13 protein-coding genes and 1 pseudogene are annotated in these 15,967 nt (G+C 53.7%); 11 read left to right on the plus strand and 3 right to left on the minus strand.

The window, feature by feature from the left end; translation table 11 throughout:
• The first annotated feature begins 71 nt into the window (after positions 1–71).
• Positions 72–533, plus strand: a complete 462-nt coding sequence (locus tag M3G15_RS02280) for a MarR family winged helix-turn-helix transcriptional regulator (protein WP_009223211.1) — start codon at positions 72–74, stop codon at positions 531–533.
• 15 nt (positions 534–548) lie between these two features.
• Positions 549–1,823 carry an MFS transporter gene (locus M3G15_RS02285; RefSeq protein WP_009223212.1) on the plus strand — a complete coding sequence of 425 codons (1,275 nt, stop codon included), beginning with the start codon at positions 549–551 and terminating at the stop codon, positions 1,821–1,823.
• Between the two features lie 8 nt (positions 1,824–1,831).
• On the opposite strand, the gene M3G15_RS02290 is transcribed toward M3G15_RS02285, so the two are convergent.
• Together M3G15_RS02290 and M3G15_RS02295 are read right to left on the minus strand one after the other, a co-directional pair.
• Positions 1,832–2,689, minus strand: a complete 858-nt coding sequence (locus tag M3G15_RS02290) for an SDR family oxidoreductase (RefSeq protein ID WP_009223213.1) — start codon at positions 2,687–2,689, stop codon at positions 1,832–1,834.
• Positions 2,690–2,841: 152 nt separating this feature from the next.
• Positions 2,842–3,018, minus strand: coding sequence for a hypothetical protein (locus tag M3G15_RS02295; protein WP_260069954.1), 177 nt, complete (start codon positions 3,016–3,018; stop codon positions 2,842–2,844).
• A gap of 214 nt (positions 3,019–3,232) precedes the next feature.
• Between M3G15_RS02295 and M3G15_RS02300 the strand changes: the two are divergent.
• Positions 3,233–4,480, plus strand: a pseudogene (locus tag M3G15_RS02300) (family 8 glycosyl hydrolase); the annotation flags it as partial.
• 36 nt (positions 4,481–4,516) lie between these two features.
• Positions 4,517–4,903 carry a discoidin domain-containing protein gene (locus M3G15_RS02305; protein WP_397376579.1) on the plus strand — a complete coding sequence of 129 codons (387 nt, stop codon included), beginning with the start codon at positions 4,517–4,519 and terminating at the stop codon, positions 4,901–4,903.
• A gap of 65 nt (positions 4,904–4,968) precedes the next feature.
• Here the strand turns inward: M3G15_RS02305 and M3G15_RS02310 are convergent, their stop codons facing one another.
• Positions 4,969–8,304, minus strand: a complete 3,336-nt coding sequence (locus M3G15_RS02310) for a DEAD/DEAH box helicase (RefSeq protein ID WP_260069955.1) — start codon at positions 8,302–8,304, stop codon at positions 4,969–4,971.
• Positions 8,305–8,505: 201 nt separating this feature from the next.
• Here M3G15_RS02310 and M3G15_RS02315 point away from each other — a divergent pair, with 201 nt between their 5' ends.
• The 7 genes from M3G15_RS02315 (at position 8,506) to M3G15_RS02345 (ending at position 15,927) form a co-directional block, all read left to right on the plus strand.
• Positions 8,506–9,192 carry an FHA domain-containing protein gene (locus tag M3G15_RS02315; RefSeq protein WP_009223217.1) on the plus strand — a complete coding sequence of 229 codons (687 nt, stop codon included), beginning with the start codon at positions 8,506–8,508 and terminating at the stop codon, positions 9,190–9,192.
• Positions 9,193–9,224: 32 nt separating this feature from the next.
• A complete protein-coding gene (locus M3G15_RS02320) occupies positions 9,225–10,220 on the plus strand; it encodes a glycerophosphodiester phosphodiesterase family protein (protein WP_260069956.1) in 996 nt (331 codons plus the stop codon).
• 54 nt (positions 10,221–10,274) lie between these two features.
• A complete protein-coding gene (locus tag M3G15_RS02325; RefSeq protein WP_260069957.1) occupies positions 10,275–11,918 on the plus strand; it encodes a helix-turn-helix domain-containing protein in 1,644 nt (547 codons plus the stop codon).
• Between the two features lie 107 nt (positions 11,919–12,025).
• Positions 12,026–13,048: an ABC transporter substrate-binding protein gene (locus M3G15_RS02330; RefSeq protein ID WP_260069958.1), complete on the plus strand. Its 1,023-nt coding sequence runs from the start codon at positions 12,026–12,028 to the stop codon at positions 13,046–13,048.
• Between the two features lie 3 nt (positions 13,049–13,051).
• Entirely contained in the window at positions 13,052–14,059 is a 1,008-nt protein-coding gene (locus M3G15_RS02335; protein ID WP_260069959.1) for a FecCD family ABC transporter permease, read from the plus strand.
• Positions 14,052–15,086: a FecCD family ABC transporter permease gene (locus M3G15_RS02340; RefSeq protein WP_009223222.1), complete on the plus strand. Its 1,035-nt coding sequence runs from the start codon at positions 14,052–14,054 to the stop codon at positions 15,084–15,086. Before M3G15_RS02335 ends, M3G15_RS02340 begins: the two co-directional genes overlap by 8 nt.
• Before the next feature lie 19 nt (positions 15,087–15,105).
• Positions 15,106–15,927, plus strand: a complete 822-nt coding sequence (locus tag M3G15_RS02345; protein ID WP_260069960.1) for an alpha/beta hydrolase — start codon at positions 15,106–15,108, stop codon at positions 15,925–15,927.
• Positions 15,928–15,967: the final 40 nt, after the last annotated feature.

Consider the following 15,967-nt stretch of genomic DNA (forward strand, 5'->3'; position numbering starts at 1 on the left):
AGAAGATTGACCTCAATTAGTTTGTTAGCATATAATTGTCGTGACAACTATTAAAGCAGGTGTGACTCAAAGTGACAAGTGACCACTCACGGAGCGAGCTGGCCGTCGGATTTATCATGGGTGTGGCTTATCGGAAAATCTCTGCCTTACTGCAGCATCGGCTGAAGGATTATGACATTACGCCGGAGCAATGGTCCGTGCTTCATCAGATCTATCAGTCGGATGGCTTAATTCAGAAAGAAATCGCGGATCGAAGCGGAAAGGACAAGCCAACGACCACCCGAATTATCGATTTGCTGGAAAGCAAGGGACTTGTTCGCAAGCAAGCGGGGAAGCGCGATCGAAGATCGTTCCTCGTGTTCAGCACGGAGCGGGGAAAAGAGCTGATCCGCGAAACCTTGCCCATAGAACGGAGTGTGACCGAAGAGGTCAAGCGGATCATGGATGCGGAGGAATACGAGAAGCTCATGGAGCTGCTCCAGCGAATTAATCGGCATTTCAGCGATCCAATGCAAAGTATAACATCCAAGTAGATTAGAGGCGAAGAAATGAATTTATACAAAGAATCTGACCGATTATGGACGAGATCGTTTATATCATTAACGATCTCTGCTTTTTTGTTGTTTTTGAATTTGCAAATGCTGTTATCTTCTCTTTCGTCCTATGCCAAAAACGAACTTGCGGCCAGCGATTTGGAGGTCAGTCTCGTGACCAGCATATTCGCCGTATCCGCGATCCTGACCCGTTTTCTCGCGGCGGCGATGCTGCGGAAATTTTCACCTAATGTTCTGCTGTTCGCCGGCTTGATCATCGCGGCAATCATGACCGAGTTAAATGATTGGGTGGGTTCGGTTGGAGGTTTGCTGCTGGTGCGGGCCGGGTATGGGTTTGGCTTTGGGATCGGCAGCACGATATTGCCTACGCTGGTGTCACGGATCATTCCGCCATCCCGTATGGGGGAAGGCATCGGATATTTCGGCTTGTCCAGCAGCTTGGCCATGTCGATCGGCCCAATGATCGGCTTAAATTTGCTGCAGAAGTTCGGTTTTGGTACATTGACCTTGTCGGGGACAATGGCCGTCTTGGTGGTGATCCCGCTGTTGCTGCTCACCCGGGCACTTCCGAGGAGTAATAATTTGAAGTTAACTGAAATGAAGACGACGCCGGGAGCCGGCGACTCGACCCCTAAGCGTCGTGCGCCGTTTAACCGTAAACTCCTGTTTCCGGCTTTTCTTAATACGTTATTGTCGATTACATACAGCGGATTGTTAAGCTTTATCGCTTTATTCGGCGAATTTCTTCACCTTGAACAGGTGGGGTTATTCTTCTTGTTTAATGCGGTGACTGTAATCATCATACGTCCGATCTCCGGCAGGATCTTTGATGCGAAGGGCCATGTGGCCGTCTTGATCCCGGCTGCGCTGCTTGTTGTCGCGAGCATGGTTGTCTTGTCGTTCACCCAGTCGTTGCCGATGCTGATTGTTTCGGCGCTGCTGTACGGACTTGGCTTCGGGGCGACCCAGCCCACGCTGCAGGCTTGGATGCTGCGAACCAGCACACCGGAGCAATATGGAGTAGCGAACAGCATGTTTTTTAATACTACGGATTTTGGCGTCGCCATTGGTGCAATCATTCTAGGGGCTATCGCATCTGCCACGGATTATGCGGTGATGTACCGTTATTCAGCCGGGGTCATGGGGTTGTTCCTGGTCGTTTACGTTGCGTCGCATTTTTTGGTGAATAAGCGGTTTTCCACGAAGAATTATCCGGCAGATCGCGCTGCAGGTTCCGCCTCTGAGGCGAAAGCAAGCAGTACGAACTAAGGCAGCGGCTATTTCCCTTTGCGCGTTAACTCGGACAAGCGATCCCACTGTTCTTCCGTCACCTCGGCAAGATCGTTAAATTGTCCGGCCCCGCGCAGCCATTCACCGCCGTCAATCGTGACCACCTCACCGTTGATATAGCCGGCGGCATCCGAGACGAGGAAGGCGGCTAAGTCCGCCAGCTCTTCGGGGCGGCCGGTTCTCCCGAGTGGCACGCGTCCCAGCATTTTTGCCTCCAGCTCCGGTGTAGGGGAGAGGCGGGACCAGGCACCTTCCGTTGGAAACGGCCCGGGAGCGATCGCCACCTGACGGATCCCGTGAGGTGCCCACTCGACGGCTAGTGAGCGGGTCAGAGCGAGAACGCCAGCCTTGGCCGCGGCGGAGGGAACGACGTATCCCGATCCGGTCGAAGCGTAGGTCGTGACAATGTTCAGCATCGTTCCGGGCAACCGCTGTTCAATCCAACGTTTTCCTACCTCTAATGTCATGTAAAATGTACCGTGCAGCACGATGCCCAGCACCGCATTGACGGCATTGGGAGACAGACGTTCTGTCGGGCTGATAAAATTGCCGGCAGCGTTGTTGACAAGCACATCGATCCGTCCGAAATGACGCCAAACGGCATCTACGCAGTTATGGACTTGCCCGGGATCGCGAACATCACAGCGTTGTGGGAATACCTCACTGCCGTCAGCGGAGGATAGTTCTTCAGCAGCTTTTTCCAATACGTCTTCACGTCGACCGCAGATGGCGACCTTAGCGCCGAGCTGCAAAAACCGACTGGCCATGGCCCGTCCTAACCCCGTACCGCCACCGGTGATCAGGATGACCTTATCCTTCAATAAATCTTTTGCGAACGCTTCCATCTATTCACGCTCCCAGATTTCAAATCAACCTCTGTATCATGATATTCGCGCTTAAGGTTCATTATCCTGTAGCCTGGGAACGCTGATGGACAATAAAATATCCGCAGCGGCCCCATAAGGAGCCCTGCGGATGGATCAACGAAAGAGGAAGGTTATTTCGTGGAATCCGTATCAGTGAACGGCACCGGTTTGGCCACCCATTCATCGGCCTCCGGCTCGATGTCGACTCCATTCTCAATCTTCTTTTTCTCGGCCAACGAATCCCCTTGTTCATTTAATTTGTTGCGCAGTTTGGCCTCATCGCGGGCTGGTTGATTCTGATGTTCCATACTGATCCTCCTTAAGTCATTCTCTCGGTAGTAGTCATTACCTTCCATAGGGTATCCCGATCCCCGTGTTTTCATGTTTCAGACCCGTAGAATTTAGTTTATATTTAGAGAGAGCTGGAATAAAATAGGAATTAGGACATCCTTGCGTTTCATTAGGTGCAATTCCGAGATCGCTTAACGAAAGACAGGTTTTCTACTTTCGCTTTGAGGAGGAATGATGATGAAGCTTCATAAGGTTTGTCTAGTTTTGCTGTGTTTATTCATAGCCACCTCGTTTGGGGCCATCGCACCGGCCGCTCCCGTTGCTGCCGCTGGCGAACTGAAACCGTTCCCGCAGCAGGTCAGCTATCCGGGAGTAATCAAGCCAAGCCATGTCACCCAAGCGGCGATGAATCAGGCCGTAGCGGCATATTACGATTATTGGAAAGCGACCTACCTTAGGAATAATTTGACCTCGTTGCCGGGCGGTTATTATGTGAAGGGAAATATCACGGGGGATCCCGACGGATTTACCGCGCTGGGTTCTTCCGAAGGCCAAGGCTACGGCATGATCATCACGGTGCTGATGGCCGGATATGATCCGAACGCCAAGACGATCTATGACGGGTTGTTCAAAACGGCACGCGCGTATAAGAGCAGCGGCAACCCGAATTTGATGGGCTGGGTTGTGGCGGACAGCAAAGCAGCTCAGGGGCACTTTGGCTCGGCAACCGACGGTGATTTGGATATCGCATATTCGTTGATTTTAGCTCATAACCAGTGGGGTTCGGGCGGGGAAATCAATTACCTGCAGGAAGCGAAAAAAATGATTACCGACGGCATCAAAGCCAGCTACGTTACGACTGGCTATCGGCTCAATCTGGGCGATTGGGACGGTAAAGATGCGCTGAATACACGCCCGTCGGACTGGATGCTCAGCCATTTGCGCGCTTTTTGCGAGGTCACGGGGGATGAGACTTGGATTCATGTCATTGATAATCTGTACGATGTGTATCAACAGTTTACCACAACGTATTCACCAAATACCGGACTGATCTCCGACTTCGTGGTGGGCAACCCGCCAAGACCTGCACCAGAGTGGTATCTGGAAGAGTTCAAAGAGACAAATCAATATTACTATAATGCAAGCCGCGTGCCGCTGCGTATTGTGATGGATTATGCGTTATACGGCGATACAAGAGCGCAAGCGCTGGCCGATCAAATGGTGAACTGGATGAAGAACAAAACCGGCGGTTCACCCGCGAATATCAAAAACGGCTACAAGCTGGACGGTACGGCGATCGGAAATTATGCCACCGCGGTATTTGTCGCCCCATTCATCTCGGCGGGGACGGCAAATTCCAGTAATCAAGCATGGGTGAATGCGGGCTGGGACTGGATGAAGAATAAGAAAGAGGACTACTTCAGCGACAGCTACAATTTGCTGAACTTGCTGTTCCTATCGGGGAATTGGTGGAAGCCCGGCGGTGCAACCGTACCGGAAGCGCCTAATCTAGCTCTGAATAAAACAGCGGTATCCAGCACGATTGAAGGCGTTGGGTTTGAACCGGACAAAGCTGTGGATGGCAACCAGATGACGCGATGGGCCAGCCGCGAAGGTACCGACCCGGAATGGATTTACGTTGATCTGGGTTCCGTACATCAAATCACCGGCGTCAAGCTGCGGTGGGAGGCCGCATACGCCAAGCGCTACAAGATCGAGATCTCCACGGACAACGGGTCGCCAGAGCATTGGCAAGAGGTGTATTCGAACTCAAGCGGCGATGGTGGACTCGACGAAATCCCGCTCTCACCGCAGCCAGCGAGATATGTCCGCATGTATGGCATCGAGCGGGGGACGCCTTACGGGTATTCACTTTACGAGTTTGAAGTCACGGGTCAATGAGATGAAGAAGGGGACCGGAAATGCCGAAGTGATTCGGCGCCTCCGATCCCTTTTTTAGTTGCAGGTTAGATCATCAAGATTTCGCGAATTTCTTGCTCGGTAAGCGCAGATATGGCTTCTTGTCCGGGCTTAAGCACCTCTTCGACGAGATGTTTTTTCTTCTGCTGCAGCTCGTACATTTTGTCTTCCACAGTGCCTTGTGCAACCATGCGAATGACATGAACGATATTCTTCTGCCCGATTCGATAAGCCCGGTCCGCCGCCTGCTGCTCGACCGCGGGATTCCACCATAAATCATAGAGAATGACAGTATCTGCCCCCGTTAGGTTCAGGCCAGTGCCTCCGGCCTTCAGCGAGATGAGGAACAAATCGCGTTCCCCGTCGTTAAAGCGGGAGCACAGCTCTACCCGTTCGGCGGCCGGCGTTTTCCCGTCGAGATAAAAGAAAGGCAGCCCCCGGTAGCCCAGCTCCCGGCCAATCAATCCGAGCATCTCCGTAAATTGGGAGAAGATCAGCACGCGTTTGCTGGCACTTTGGCATTCCTCGATCATTTCCATCAGCTGGTCAAATTTGGCCGAACCGCCGTCATAGCCGTCAACGAACAAGGCCGGATGGCAGCAAAGCTGGCGCAGCCGGGTTAACCCGGCCAGTATGCGGATGCGGTTCTGCCCGAAGGTATCCGCATCCAAATGCTTGAGCGTTTCCTGCTGCAGCTTGGCCAGGTAGGCAAGGTACAGCTTCTTCTGTTCCGGAAGCAGCTCCGAGGGTTGCAGGGACTCGATTTTTTCCGGAAGCTCCTTCAACACGTCGGTTTTCAGCCGGCGCAGGACGAAAGGGCGGATGCGTTTGGCCACCGTCTCCCGGGATAGATCGTTAAACGCCTGGCGGCTAGGGAATAACTCCGGGAATACGGCGCTGAAGATCGACCATAACTCTTCCAGCGAGTTCTCCACCGGGGTGCCAGTTAAGGCGAAACGGTACTTGGCTTGCAGGATTTTCACGGCTTGGGCCGTTTGGCTGGCGTGATTTTTGAAGCTTTGAGCCTCGTCCAAAATGAGTGTATGGAACGACAGTTCAGCGAACTGCTCAATATCGCGGCGCAGCAGTGGATAGGAGGTGATGACCACGTCCGCTTGCGACGCCTCGCGCAGCGTCCGTACCCGTTCGGCTTTACTTCCATCCGCAATGACGGCTTTGAGATTAGGTGCGAATTTCGTCAGTTCGTTACGCCAGTTGTACACCAGGGAAGCGGGGCAGACGATCAGCGCAGGCTGTCCAGACTCGGCAATCTCCGGCAGCACCGATATGAGAAAAGCGATGCTTTGCAGCGTCTTTCCAAGCCCCATATCATCGGCAAGAATGCCGCCGAAGCGATAGTAGGCCAGCGTCTTGAGCCACTGATAACCGTAAACCTGGTAGTCGCGAAGCACGTCGGATAGCTGCGGCGGTACCGGAAAGTCCAGATTGCCGGGATGCTGCAGGTTATGCAGCAGCTCGCGGTACGCCTTGCCCAGCTTCACCGGACCTTGTCCACGGTCTTCCTGGATATGCAATCCGCGAATGACCGGCAAACGGAATTCCGGTCCACGGATATCGCTTTGGCGCAAGCCAAATTCGTTCAGGAAGTTGACGATTTCCTGGAACTCCTCGCTTTCGAGCGGCATCAACGCTCCGTTTGGCAGCCGGAAGTACTTGCGTTTCTCCTCCAACGCTTGAAGCAAGCCGCGGATTTCCGATTCGCCGATCCCGTTCATGCTGAAGCGAAACTCCAGCCAATCTGTACGCTCGTCCAGCTCCACGGAAATTTTCGGCGGCCTAAGGTCGGTGATCAGCCGGGTTTTGACCGCTGAGGTGGCATAGATGTCCACGAGCTTCTCAAGCTCTGGGACGACATGATACAGGAATTCGTATTCTGCCTCTTCGTCATCGAGGAAATAAGCGCTTTCTGTCCGGATCATGTAGCCGGATTCCATCAGATTCAAAATCTGCCGCTCCTTCTCGGTATCGCGCAGCAATATCAAATCAGTTCCCCGCTTGGGTCCATGTTCATCCAAGGGGTTAAATATGATATCTCCGTATTGGAATTCCAAGCCCGCCAGAAGCCGGTCCTTGACCCGATCGAGGTACAGCCGGGCTTTCAGTTGGGTCCGTACCATGCGGCTAGCGACCTTCTCCTCGACATGGATGGTTCCGAACTTCGTCAACCCGGGCAGTACCCGCTCAACGAAGGGCTCGATCTGTTCAGGAGAGATCAGGATATGCTGCTTCCGCGCGGTGATCATCATATGTTTTAATTCAGCGAGCCGGCGAGTTTGCGCGGGGGAGAGACGGATCAGCTTACCTTCCGACAAAATGATGCCATAGGCGTCCATCACAAGAACGTCATCCAGGCCCTGGGCGGAAAACTGATAGCTCTCGTCCCCGGCTTGACCGAGATTGAAGCTTAACGGCAGCGGCCCGTCCGTCACTTCAAGCCCTGGCCAAATGCGGCTATCCTGCTCCAGTTGCACGAGCGGCGCTTGGGAGAGCAGCGGCAGCAGCCCATCCCAAAAGACGGGCGGCACCGGCAACAGCCGATCGGAAATTCCGTTTGATTTCAATGAGTATCCTCCCAGGCTCTCGTGAAACATCTGCTCATTGCGCCGGATCTCCGCCAGCTTCTGTAAGATCGCTTCATCCTCCGACCGAAAGGAGTAACGTTCCGGGTCATAGTTGAAATGTTTGGTGAAGCTGTACGGCTCGCCGCGTGAGATTTTATCGAGAAAATCCCGAATGTTCTTGACGATATACAGGCGCTTCTCGCCAATCTTCAGCTCCAGTCCGAACAGGTACTTGCGATAGCCGTACAGCACCGGATGGAGCGTAAATTCCACCTCCAGCGGCATCCGTTGATCGAACCTCAGTCCGGTTCGCAGCGGCGGCGGGGTGTTCTCTTCAAACAAGCGCATCATATCGCGTGCGATCCAGATATCGCGGGAAGGGATGTCTCCAGATTGTGATTGTCTACGCTGGACCAGGCTATAGGATCCATTGCGATCGTCGTCCACCGAATTTAGAATGTCATCCTGCTGCCGCAACAGAGACGGAAACGGACGAACCGGCGCCTTACCGCCCTGCAGCATATCATGAACACCCAGCAAGACGGCGGCGATATGCTTGCAATAGTTGTTATAGGAGTAGAAAGCAGGACAGTTGCATTCCGCATGCACGTCGCCGTGTTCATCGATCTGCAGCGACACATGATAGTGGCCGGTCCCGGACACTGCGGCTTCATAGACACGGGAGCCGTGGTCCATCCGGAGAAAAGCCACTTTCCCGGTCCGGTAATACGCTTCTCCACGCTCGTAAGCGATTCGGCCGCATAACAATTTAATGACGCGCTCCGTTAACTGAAAACTCATGCATGGATTCCTTTCTCGTATAAATTCCGTTCGTCAGGTGTTCGCCTTTTGTTCTCCCCCTATGATAACAGAAAATCGACCATTGAAAAACGAGCGTTGATATCAGCCTGCTGTGAGGATAATATCACTGCGGTTGCTATATTCTTGGGACGTCCCTTAAGATAAGATGATGATGGTATAGAAAATGGAGGGAGCTTAGGTATGGATACCTTTGCCTGTATTTATATTCTTCGCGGGGACCCGTTTCGTCCTGGAACTTGCATCTACCTGGATCAAGAGACGACGGAAATCGGGCGGACGTCTTCCGAGAGTTTTCCGGATATGGCCTTTACGAACATCTTTATATCCCGCAAGCATTTAATGATTCGGAAAGAAGGGGACCGTGCGGTCGCCTACGATCTGGGGAGCCGTCATGGCACGGAACTGAACGGGGTGCGGATGATCCCGCATGCCCCTTATGTACTTGAAACGAACGATATCCTGAAGCTGGCGCGGGGCACCAGCGTACTGCATTTCTCTTATTCGCCCGGAGAACAAACGCTGGAGTTTGAGCCCGTAAATGACTCGACGCACCCAGAGGAGACTGAAGGACCGGTTACGATTCATTGGGAGAAACGGGAATGCATTGTGAACGGCGTCAAAATTTCGATGTCGGAAAAGGAATATTTGCTGCTGCAGCTGCTCCATGAGCACGCGAACCGTCTGGTGACGATCCGTGAGATTAAGCAGACGGTGTGGTACGACCGCAATCCCGGCCCCGACGGGCTACCGGATGTGACGATCGATGAATTAACGACGTTAATTTATCGGATTCGCAAAAAGTATGGACGCGACACATTCCAGATCAATGCGATCCGGGGAAGCGGATATATTTTAGAGAAAGAATAGGAACAGGATGGGGAAGGATCGGGGGGACCGGCTTGCGCAAGATCAGGAAGATTTTTAGAAGCAGAACGTTTTGGATATTGCTTGTCCTTATTGCCTTTATTTACTTGAACAATACGCCGCATTTGACCGCAGCTCATGGCGGGGAACCTAAGCTGCTGGCGCACCGCGGGCTAGCGCAAACGTTCCCGATGGAGGGGATCGAGAACGACACGTGCACGGCCGAACGGATCTATGAACCGGAGCACGAGTTTCTGGAGAACACCTTGCCATCCATGGAAGCGGCGTTTGCAGCGGGCGCGGATATGGTGGAACTGGATCTGAAGCCAACCAAGGACGGGCAGTTTGCCGTGTTCCATGATTGGACGTTGGATTGCCGTACCAATGCGGAGGGCACAACGAAAGATTATACGATGGCGGAGCTTAAAATGTTGGATATCGGATACGGATATACCGCCGATCAAGGCAAAACGTATCCGTTTCGCGGCAAAGGGGTTGGGCTGATGCCGTCGTTGCCTGAGGTGGTGGAGCATTTTCCCGGCAAGGCGCTGCTATTGCACATCAAAAGTGACGACCCCGAGGAAGGGAAGCAGCTCGCGGCCTACCTTTCTACGTTAAAGAAGGAGGAGCGGGACTTGTTAACCGTTTATGGCGGCGATCAGCCCATAGCGGTCTTAAAGGAACTGCTGCCGGATATGCGGGTCATGTCCAAGGCAACGTTAAAGCAATGTCTGCTCTCGTATGAAGCTTCCGGCTGGACAGGATACATCCCCGATGTTTGCCGGAACACCGAGCTGCACATCCCTGAGAAAATCGCGCCTTGGCTGTGGGGCTGGCCGGATAAATTCCTGAGTCGTATGGAACGAGCGAATACCCGCGTCGTTATCGTTGGCGGGGACGGCAGCGACTTCTCCAGCGGCTTCGATACATTAGAAGACGTGAAGCGCCTGCCGGCAGGATACAGCGGCTGGATCTGGACGAACCGAATCGACCGAATCGCCAAGGCGGTACAAACTGGGATTGACGATTGAGAACGATTATCAATATACTGATAGCAGGATATTGATAAAGGAAGATGAAGGATAATGAATCTAGATCCCCAAGAAATGAAGCTGCGGAAGCTGGATCAAGTATGGATCCGGCTTCGTTCCGTTGAGGCGGTATCGGGAACAGGAGACAAGACCATGCGCCAGCAGCTGGCATTGTCCTTCGCGTTAATCGTGGCGGCCTGCGGGGAAGGCCGGTTGATGGTCGATCAAGAGACAGTCGAGCTGGAGAACGGCAGCGCTTACGTTTGCGTGCCCGGCCAAACCTTCGGCACCGTCGATCTAAGCGAGGATGGCGAGTTAATCGCGTTCTATTTCGACGCCTATGCCGACTCGAATTCTGTAGGTGAAGAAGATGGAGGCAAAGAAGATGGCCAGCTGGATGCCTTGCTGCCGTATCATGGAAAATTACGGGTCCATACGCCCGGCAAATTGGCCGTTATGGCCGAGAGCGCTTGCCGTGCCTGGCAGCACGGGGAGCCCATGGGGCATTTCCGCAGTCAGATTGACCTGCAGGAGATGCTTTATTATTTGTACCGGAACAGTCGCACCAAGCCTTATCATGCAGGCGAAGCGTTGGAGGCGGCGAAGCGGTACATCGATCAGCACTACAACGAGCCGGTTACGATTGAGCAGCTGGCCCGGGTGGCGGAGTTGAGCCCGAAGTATTTTGCCGAAATGTACAAGAAGAAATACGGGAAGAGCCCCATCGAATATGTCACCGAGAAAAGAATGCAGCGAGCCAAACAGCTGATGGCCACCGCTTCTGCAAAGCTGCGCGAGATTGCCCATCAAACCGGGTATGCGGACGAGTTCTACTTCAGCCGCAAGTTTAAGCAGGAGATCGGCGTATCGCCGTCCGTTTATATGAGGAGCCGACGCCGCAAGCTGGCGGCTTACAGTCCCTCGGTACTTGGTTTTCTTACTCCGCTGGGATTCATGCCGTATGCCGCAGCGATGCATCCTAAATGGACAGAGTATTATTACCGTGAATTCCGCAGCGACATACCGTTGCACATCAGCGCATACCGCTACAACGAAGATTGGCGCGAGAACCTAGAACGGCTGCGGCAGGCTCCGATCGATTTGATCCTGGCAGTGGACTCGATCTCGGAGGAGGAGCAGCGGGCGTTAGAACAAATGGCCCCGGTTCAGATCCTAGCCGCTTCGCAGACGGAATGGCGCGAGCTATTGATGCAGGTGGCGGAGGAGATAAATGAGTCCTGGCAAGCCAATCAATGGCTCAGAGCGTACGAATTTCGGCTGGAGCAGGTCAAGGAGCGGCTGCCTCAATCACTGCGCCAAGAAACGCTGGTCATTGTTCGTATGAAAGAGGATCGGTTATTTCTCCACTGTAATCGCGGCATGGCCGGCCTTCTGTTTGATGACCTGGGACTGGCCCCCGGTTATGTGTGCGACACGCCTTGTTACAACTGTCCGATCACTCTGGAGGAGCTGGGCCGCATCGATCCCGGTTATCTCCTGATGATGATTCGGCAGGACAGTGAAACGCTTGAGGCGTGGGGGAGGCTGCAAGTGAATCCGAGCTGGCAAGCGATCCGGGCCGTTCAACGGCGGCGGGTCAAGCTGTTGTCGTCTGATCCTTGGCTTGAGTATTCCGCCCACGCGCATCTTCGGATGCTGGATCAGTTCACCGAGCTGTTTCCGGAAGAAAATCCATAATTGTTCGGAATTTTGTCCATGGCCTATTTTAGGCCTCTTTTTTATACTCGATAATGATAATCATTATCAACATAGATTTGTCGAATAGACGAAAGGGGTAAAGAGAAATGAAAAAACGGATTTGGGCAACAGGCGCCGTCCTTTTGCTGACATTGGCCTTAACGGCTTGTGGTGGAGAAAAAGAAGGGAGCTCGGCCAACGGTACGAGTGAAGCCAATCCAACGACCGCGACGGAAGCGAACGCTGCCGCCGGATCCAATGCCGGCGGGACGGACCAAGCTGCACAAGGAACGCGGACGATTCAATATTTGGGCAAGAGTTATGAGGTTCCTGCGAACGTTGAGCGGATCGTGATCACCGGCGCGATGGAAGCGATGGAGGACGCATTGGTGCTGGATGTACATCCGGTTGGTGCGATCACCTACAGCGGCGCGTTCCCGGAACGGTTTGCTGCGATTACAGACGGGGCGGAGTCCATCGGGGAGAAAACGCAGCCGAACTTTGAAACGATTTTGCAGCTGAAGCCGGATCTGATTCTCGGTTCGACGAAATTCCCGGAGGATGTTCAGGAGCAGCTGGTCAAAATCGCTCCGACGATCTTAGTCTCCCATCAGGCTGTGGATTGGGAAGATAATTTGCGTCTGCTGGCAGAAGTGACGGGGAAACAGGAAGCTGCCGAACAAGCGATCCAGCAATATAAGAGCGATCTCGAAGGGGCAAAAGCCACGCTAACAGAAAAACTTGGCGATCAAACCGTGATGGCAATTCGTATCCGGACAGGGAAGCTGTTCATTTATCCGGAAAGCGTATTTTTCAATCCGATCCTCTACGGAGATCTAGGTCTGAAAGTACCAGCCGAGGTGAGTGCGGCGAAAGCCCAGGAGGAAATCACGATCGAACAGCTGGCGACGATCAATCCGGACCAATTGTTTATTCAATTTGCTGCAGATGAGAACAAGGAAACGGCAACCGCATTGGATGAGTTCCTGAACAACCCGATCGTTAAAAACGTTGCCGCGGTGAAAAACGATAAGGTATACGTAAACGTCATCGATCCGTTGTCGGAAGGCGGACCGGCGTGGAGCCGCATCGAGTTCCTGAAAGCAGCGCTGGAACGTCTTTCCGAATAGACCATGCGCAGCTTCAAATGGAAGACTTGGACCTTTAGCGGATTGGCGCTTGCGCTGATGGTAGTGACTGTGATCATCTCCGTACTGCACGGCACGAAGCCGATCCGCTATGAGACCGCCTGGGAGGCGCTTGTCCACTTCGATGAAGGGAACGTCGACCATCAGATCATCCGTACTTCGCGGATTCCAAGGGCAATTGGGGCGTTTCTGATCGGAGGGCTGCTGGCCGCTTCCGGTGCACTGATGCAGGGGATGACCCGCAACCCGCTGGCATCGCCGTCCATCATGGGGATATCCGACGGCTCGGTGTTTGCCATTACGTTATGTATGGCGTTCTTGCCGGGCGCCAGCAATATGGCGATGGTGGGCTATTCGCTGGCGGGCTCTGCTCTGGGCGGGGTACTGGTCTTTGGGATCTCCCGGCTGCTGCCGGGCGGCTCCTCCCCCGTGATGATGGCAGTGCTTGGCACGGTGATGGGGACATTTCTCGGCGGTTTATCCCAAGCTTTGGCAAGCTACTATCAAGTGTCACAAAATATCAGCTTCTGGTACAACGCCCGGCTGCACGGCATTTCGCCGGACATGATCCAGCTCGCGATCCCGTTCGCGGCCGCCGGACTCATCCTGGCGTTATTTATGGCCCGGCCGATGACGGCGCTGTCGCTTGGGGAGGAAATCGCAGCCGAGCTGGGAATGAACGTGAAGCTGATCAAGTCGTTGACGATGCTCAGTGTTGTCATCATGACCGGCATTTCCGTGGCGATCGCTGGAAAGATTGCGTTTGTCGGGTTAATTTTGCCGCATATTACGCGGTTTCTTGTCGGGCCGGATTATCGGCGGATCGTTCCTTTATCGGCGCTGCTTGGCGCGTTGTTTCTGGGCTGGTGCGATCTGATCAGCCGATTCCTGAACCCTCCGTTCGAAGTACCGATCGGCGTAGTCACCGCGTTGTTTGGCGTGCCCTACTTCCTGTACTTGATCAAGACGAGAGGAGGGGGCCGAAGTGAATAGAAGAAGCGAAGCTTCGCGGTTTTGGCTGGTGCTCCTCGGCTGCTTGATCCTGGCGCTAGCCTGCATTTACATCAGCCTCACGAACGGCACCTTTGACCTCTCCGTCCGTGATATCGTCAAGACGCTGCTCCGCATCGATCCGCAGTGGGATCATGACCTGGTTGTCTTCGATTTCCGGCTGCCGCGCATCGTGATCGCTGCCTTGGTCGGCTGCGGGTTAGGCGTAGCCGGAGCGGTTCTGCAGGGGATAACACGTAACGGACTTGCCGATCCGGGAATTTTGGGCATTCATGCCGCTGCGGGTTCTGCCGTGGTTCTGTTTATGTTCCTGACCCAGGGGACGGTGAAGGGAACGGGCATCTGGTCCTTTTTATCGATGCCGATGTTTGGTTGGCTGGGCGGATTTGCCGCGGTGTGGCTGTTATATATGTTTGCTAGGCATCACGGTTCGCTTGATCCCGGGCGTTTGATTCTGGTGGGGATTGCGCTTGGCTCGGGCTTTGGTGCGTTAACGATGTACATTTCGCTGAAAATGAACCCGCAGGATTTTGAGATGGCCACCGTTTGGTTGTCGGGAAGCATTTATGGAGCCAATTGGGAACAGGTATTGGGGATTTTGCCTTGGCTGCTCGTGCTCATTCCGGTCATCTGGCGCAAGGCGGCCGTGCTCGACATCATGCAGCTTCATGAAACCAGCGTTGTTGGACTTGGCGTTCGCGTGAATACGCAAAGGCAATGGCTGTTGATCTGCTGTGTCGGGATTATCAGCGCCTGCGTATCCGTGTCCGGCAGCATCGGCTTTGTTGGCCTGATTGCTCCGCATATCGCCCGGCGTTTGGTTGGTCTTCACTACCGTTATCTTGTTCCGGTATGCGGCGGGATCGGCATGGTGATGGTGCTGCTGGGTGATTTTCTGGGACGCATCGTATTTGCCCCGGCGGAATTACCTGTAGGGATTGTGATTTCGGTGATCGGGGTTCCTTATTTCGTAATGCTGCTGTATCGGGCAAAAAGAGCAAAAGCCTAACTGGAGGAGGAGCAACCGGATGAATCAGGTGGGCAAAAAGCAGCCGTTTGGCATTCCCGGTGCCGAACAATGGACGATGACAAGCCGCTTCGGCCGCGACTATCGGATCATGATGTGGAAGCCGGATACGGAGGTGCCAGAAGGCGGCTTTCCGGTGATTTACATGCTGGACGCCAACGCGTGCTTCGGGGCGATGACGGAAGCGGTGCGAATGCATTCGCGGGGGCCGCATCGGCTGGAGACCACCGTCGTGGTTGGCATTGGCTATGAGGGGGAACAACCGTTTGCAACGGAACGCCGCTTCTATGACTATACGATCCAGGCGGCAGCTGATGAGCTCCCCGAGCGGAAGATTGATGCGCCTTGGCCGGAGACCGGCGGGGCAGTGCATTTTCTGAAGTTTATTGAAGAAGAGTTGAAACCCGCGATCGAACGAGAGGTGCCGATTAATCAGCAACGCCAAACCTTGTTTGGCCATTCGTTGGGAGGGTGGTTTGCGTTATACACCCTGTTTATGAAGCCTGACGCTTTTCAGGTTTATGCAGCGGGCAGTCCATCGATTTGGTGGAAAAATCATTATTTACTCCCGGTCGCGAAACGTTGGTTAACCGATCGAGAGCTTACCAAACCCGAAGAGAAATCACCTTTAACGATATTCTTAGGGGTGGGTAGTTTGGAAAAGCCGCATATGATCCAAGATGCGAAGGCTTTATCCGAACTCCTGAGGAACAGCAGCCCCGACATGAACTCGGAATTCTACCTTTACGAGGAAGAAACGCATCTGTCGGTGATCTTCCCCTTTATCACTCGGGTCATACGAAACATCCTGAAACCGATATAAATCCTGGCTTCTTGGCCGGCTTGATGTCTTTCCATAGACG

The sequence above is a fragment of the Paenibacillus sp. p3-SID1389 genome, assembly GCF_025151705.1.
In the GTDB taxonomy this organism is placed as follows: Bacteria; Bacillota; Bacilli; order Paenibacillales; family Paenibacillaceae; genus Fontibacillus; species Fontibacillus phoenicis.

Bases quoted from the DNA above. Each gene is read 5' to 3' on its own strand.
- M3G15_RS02325 (WP_260069957.1), top strand. From the start codon at position 10,275: ATGAATCTAGATCCCCAAGAAATGAAGCTGCGGAAGCTGGATCAAGTA.
- M3G15_RS02335 (WP_260069959.1), top strand. From the start codon at position 13,052: ATGCGCAGCTTCAAATGGAAGACTTGGACCTTTAGCGGATTGGCGCTT.
- M3G15_RS02285 (WP_009223212.1), top strand. From the start codon at position 549: ATGAATTTATACAAAGAATCTGACCGATTATGGACGAGATCGTTTATA.
- M3G15_RS02310 (WP_260069955.1), bottom strand. From the start codon at position 8,304: ATGAGTTTTCAGTTAACGGAGCGCGTCATTAAATTGTTATGCGGCCGA.
- M3G15_RS02330 (WP_260069958.1), top strand. From the start codon at position 12,026: ATGAAAAAACGGATTTGGGCAACAGGCGCCGTCCTTTTGCTGACATTG.
- M3G15_RS02295 (WP_260069954.1), bottom strand. From the start codon at position 3,018: ATGGAACATCAGAATCAACCAGCCCGCGATGAGGCCAAACTGCGCAAC.
- M3G15_RS02315 (WP_009223217.1), top strand. From the start codon at position 8,506: ATGGATACCTTTGCCTGTATTTATATTCTTCGCGGGGACCCGTTTCGT.
- M3G15_RS02290 (WP_009223213.1), bottom strand. From the start codon at position 2,689: ATGGAAGCGTTCGCAAAAGATTTATTGAAGGATAAGGTCATCCTGATC.
- M3G15_RS02345 (WP_260069960.1), top strand. From the start codon at position 15,106: ATGAATCAGGTGGGCAAAAAGCAGCCGTTTGGCATTCCCGGTGCCGAA.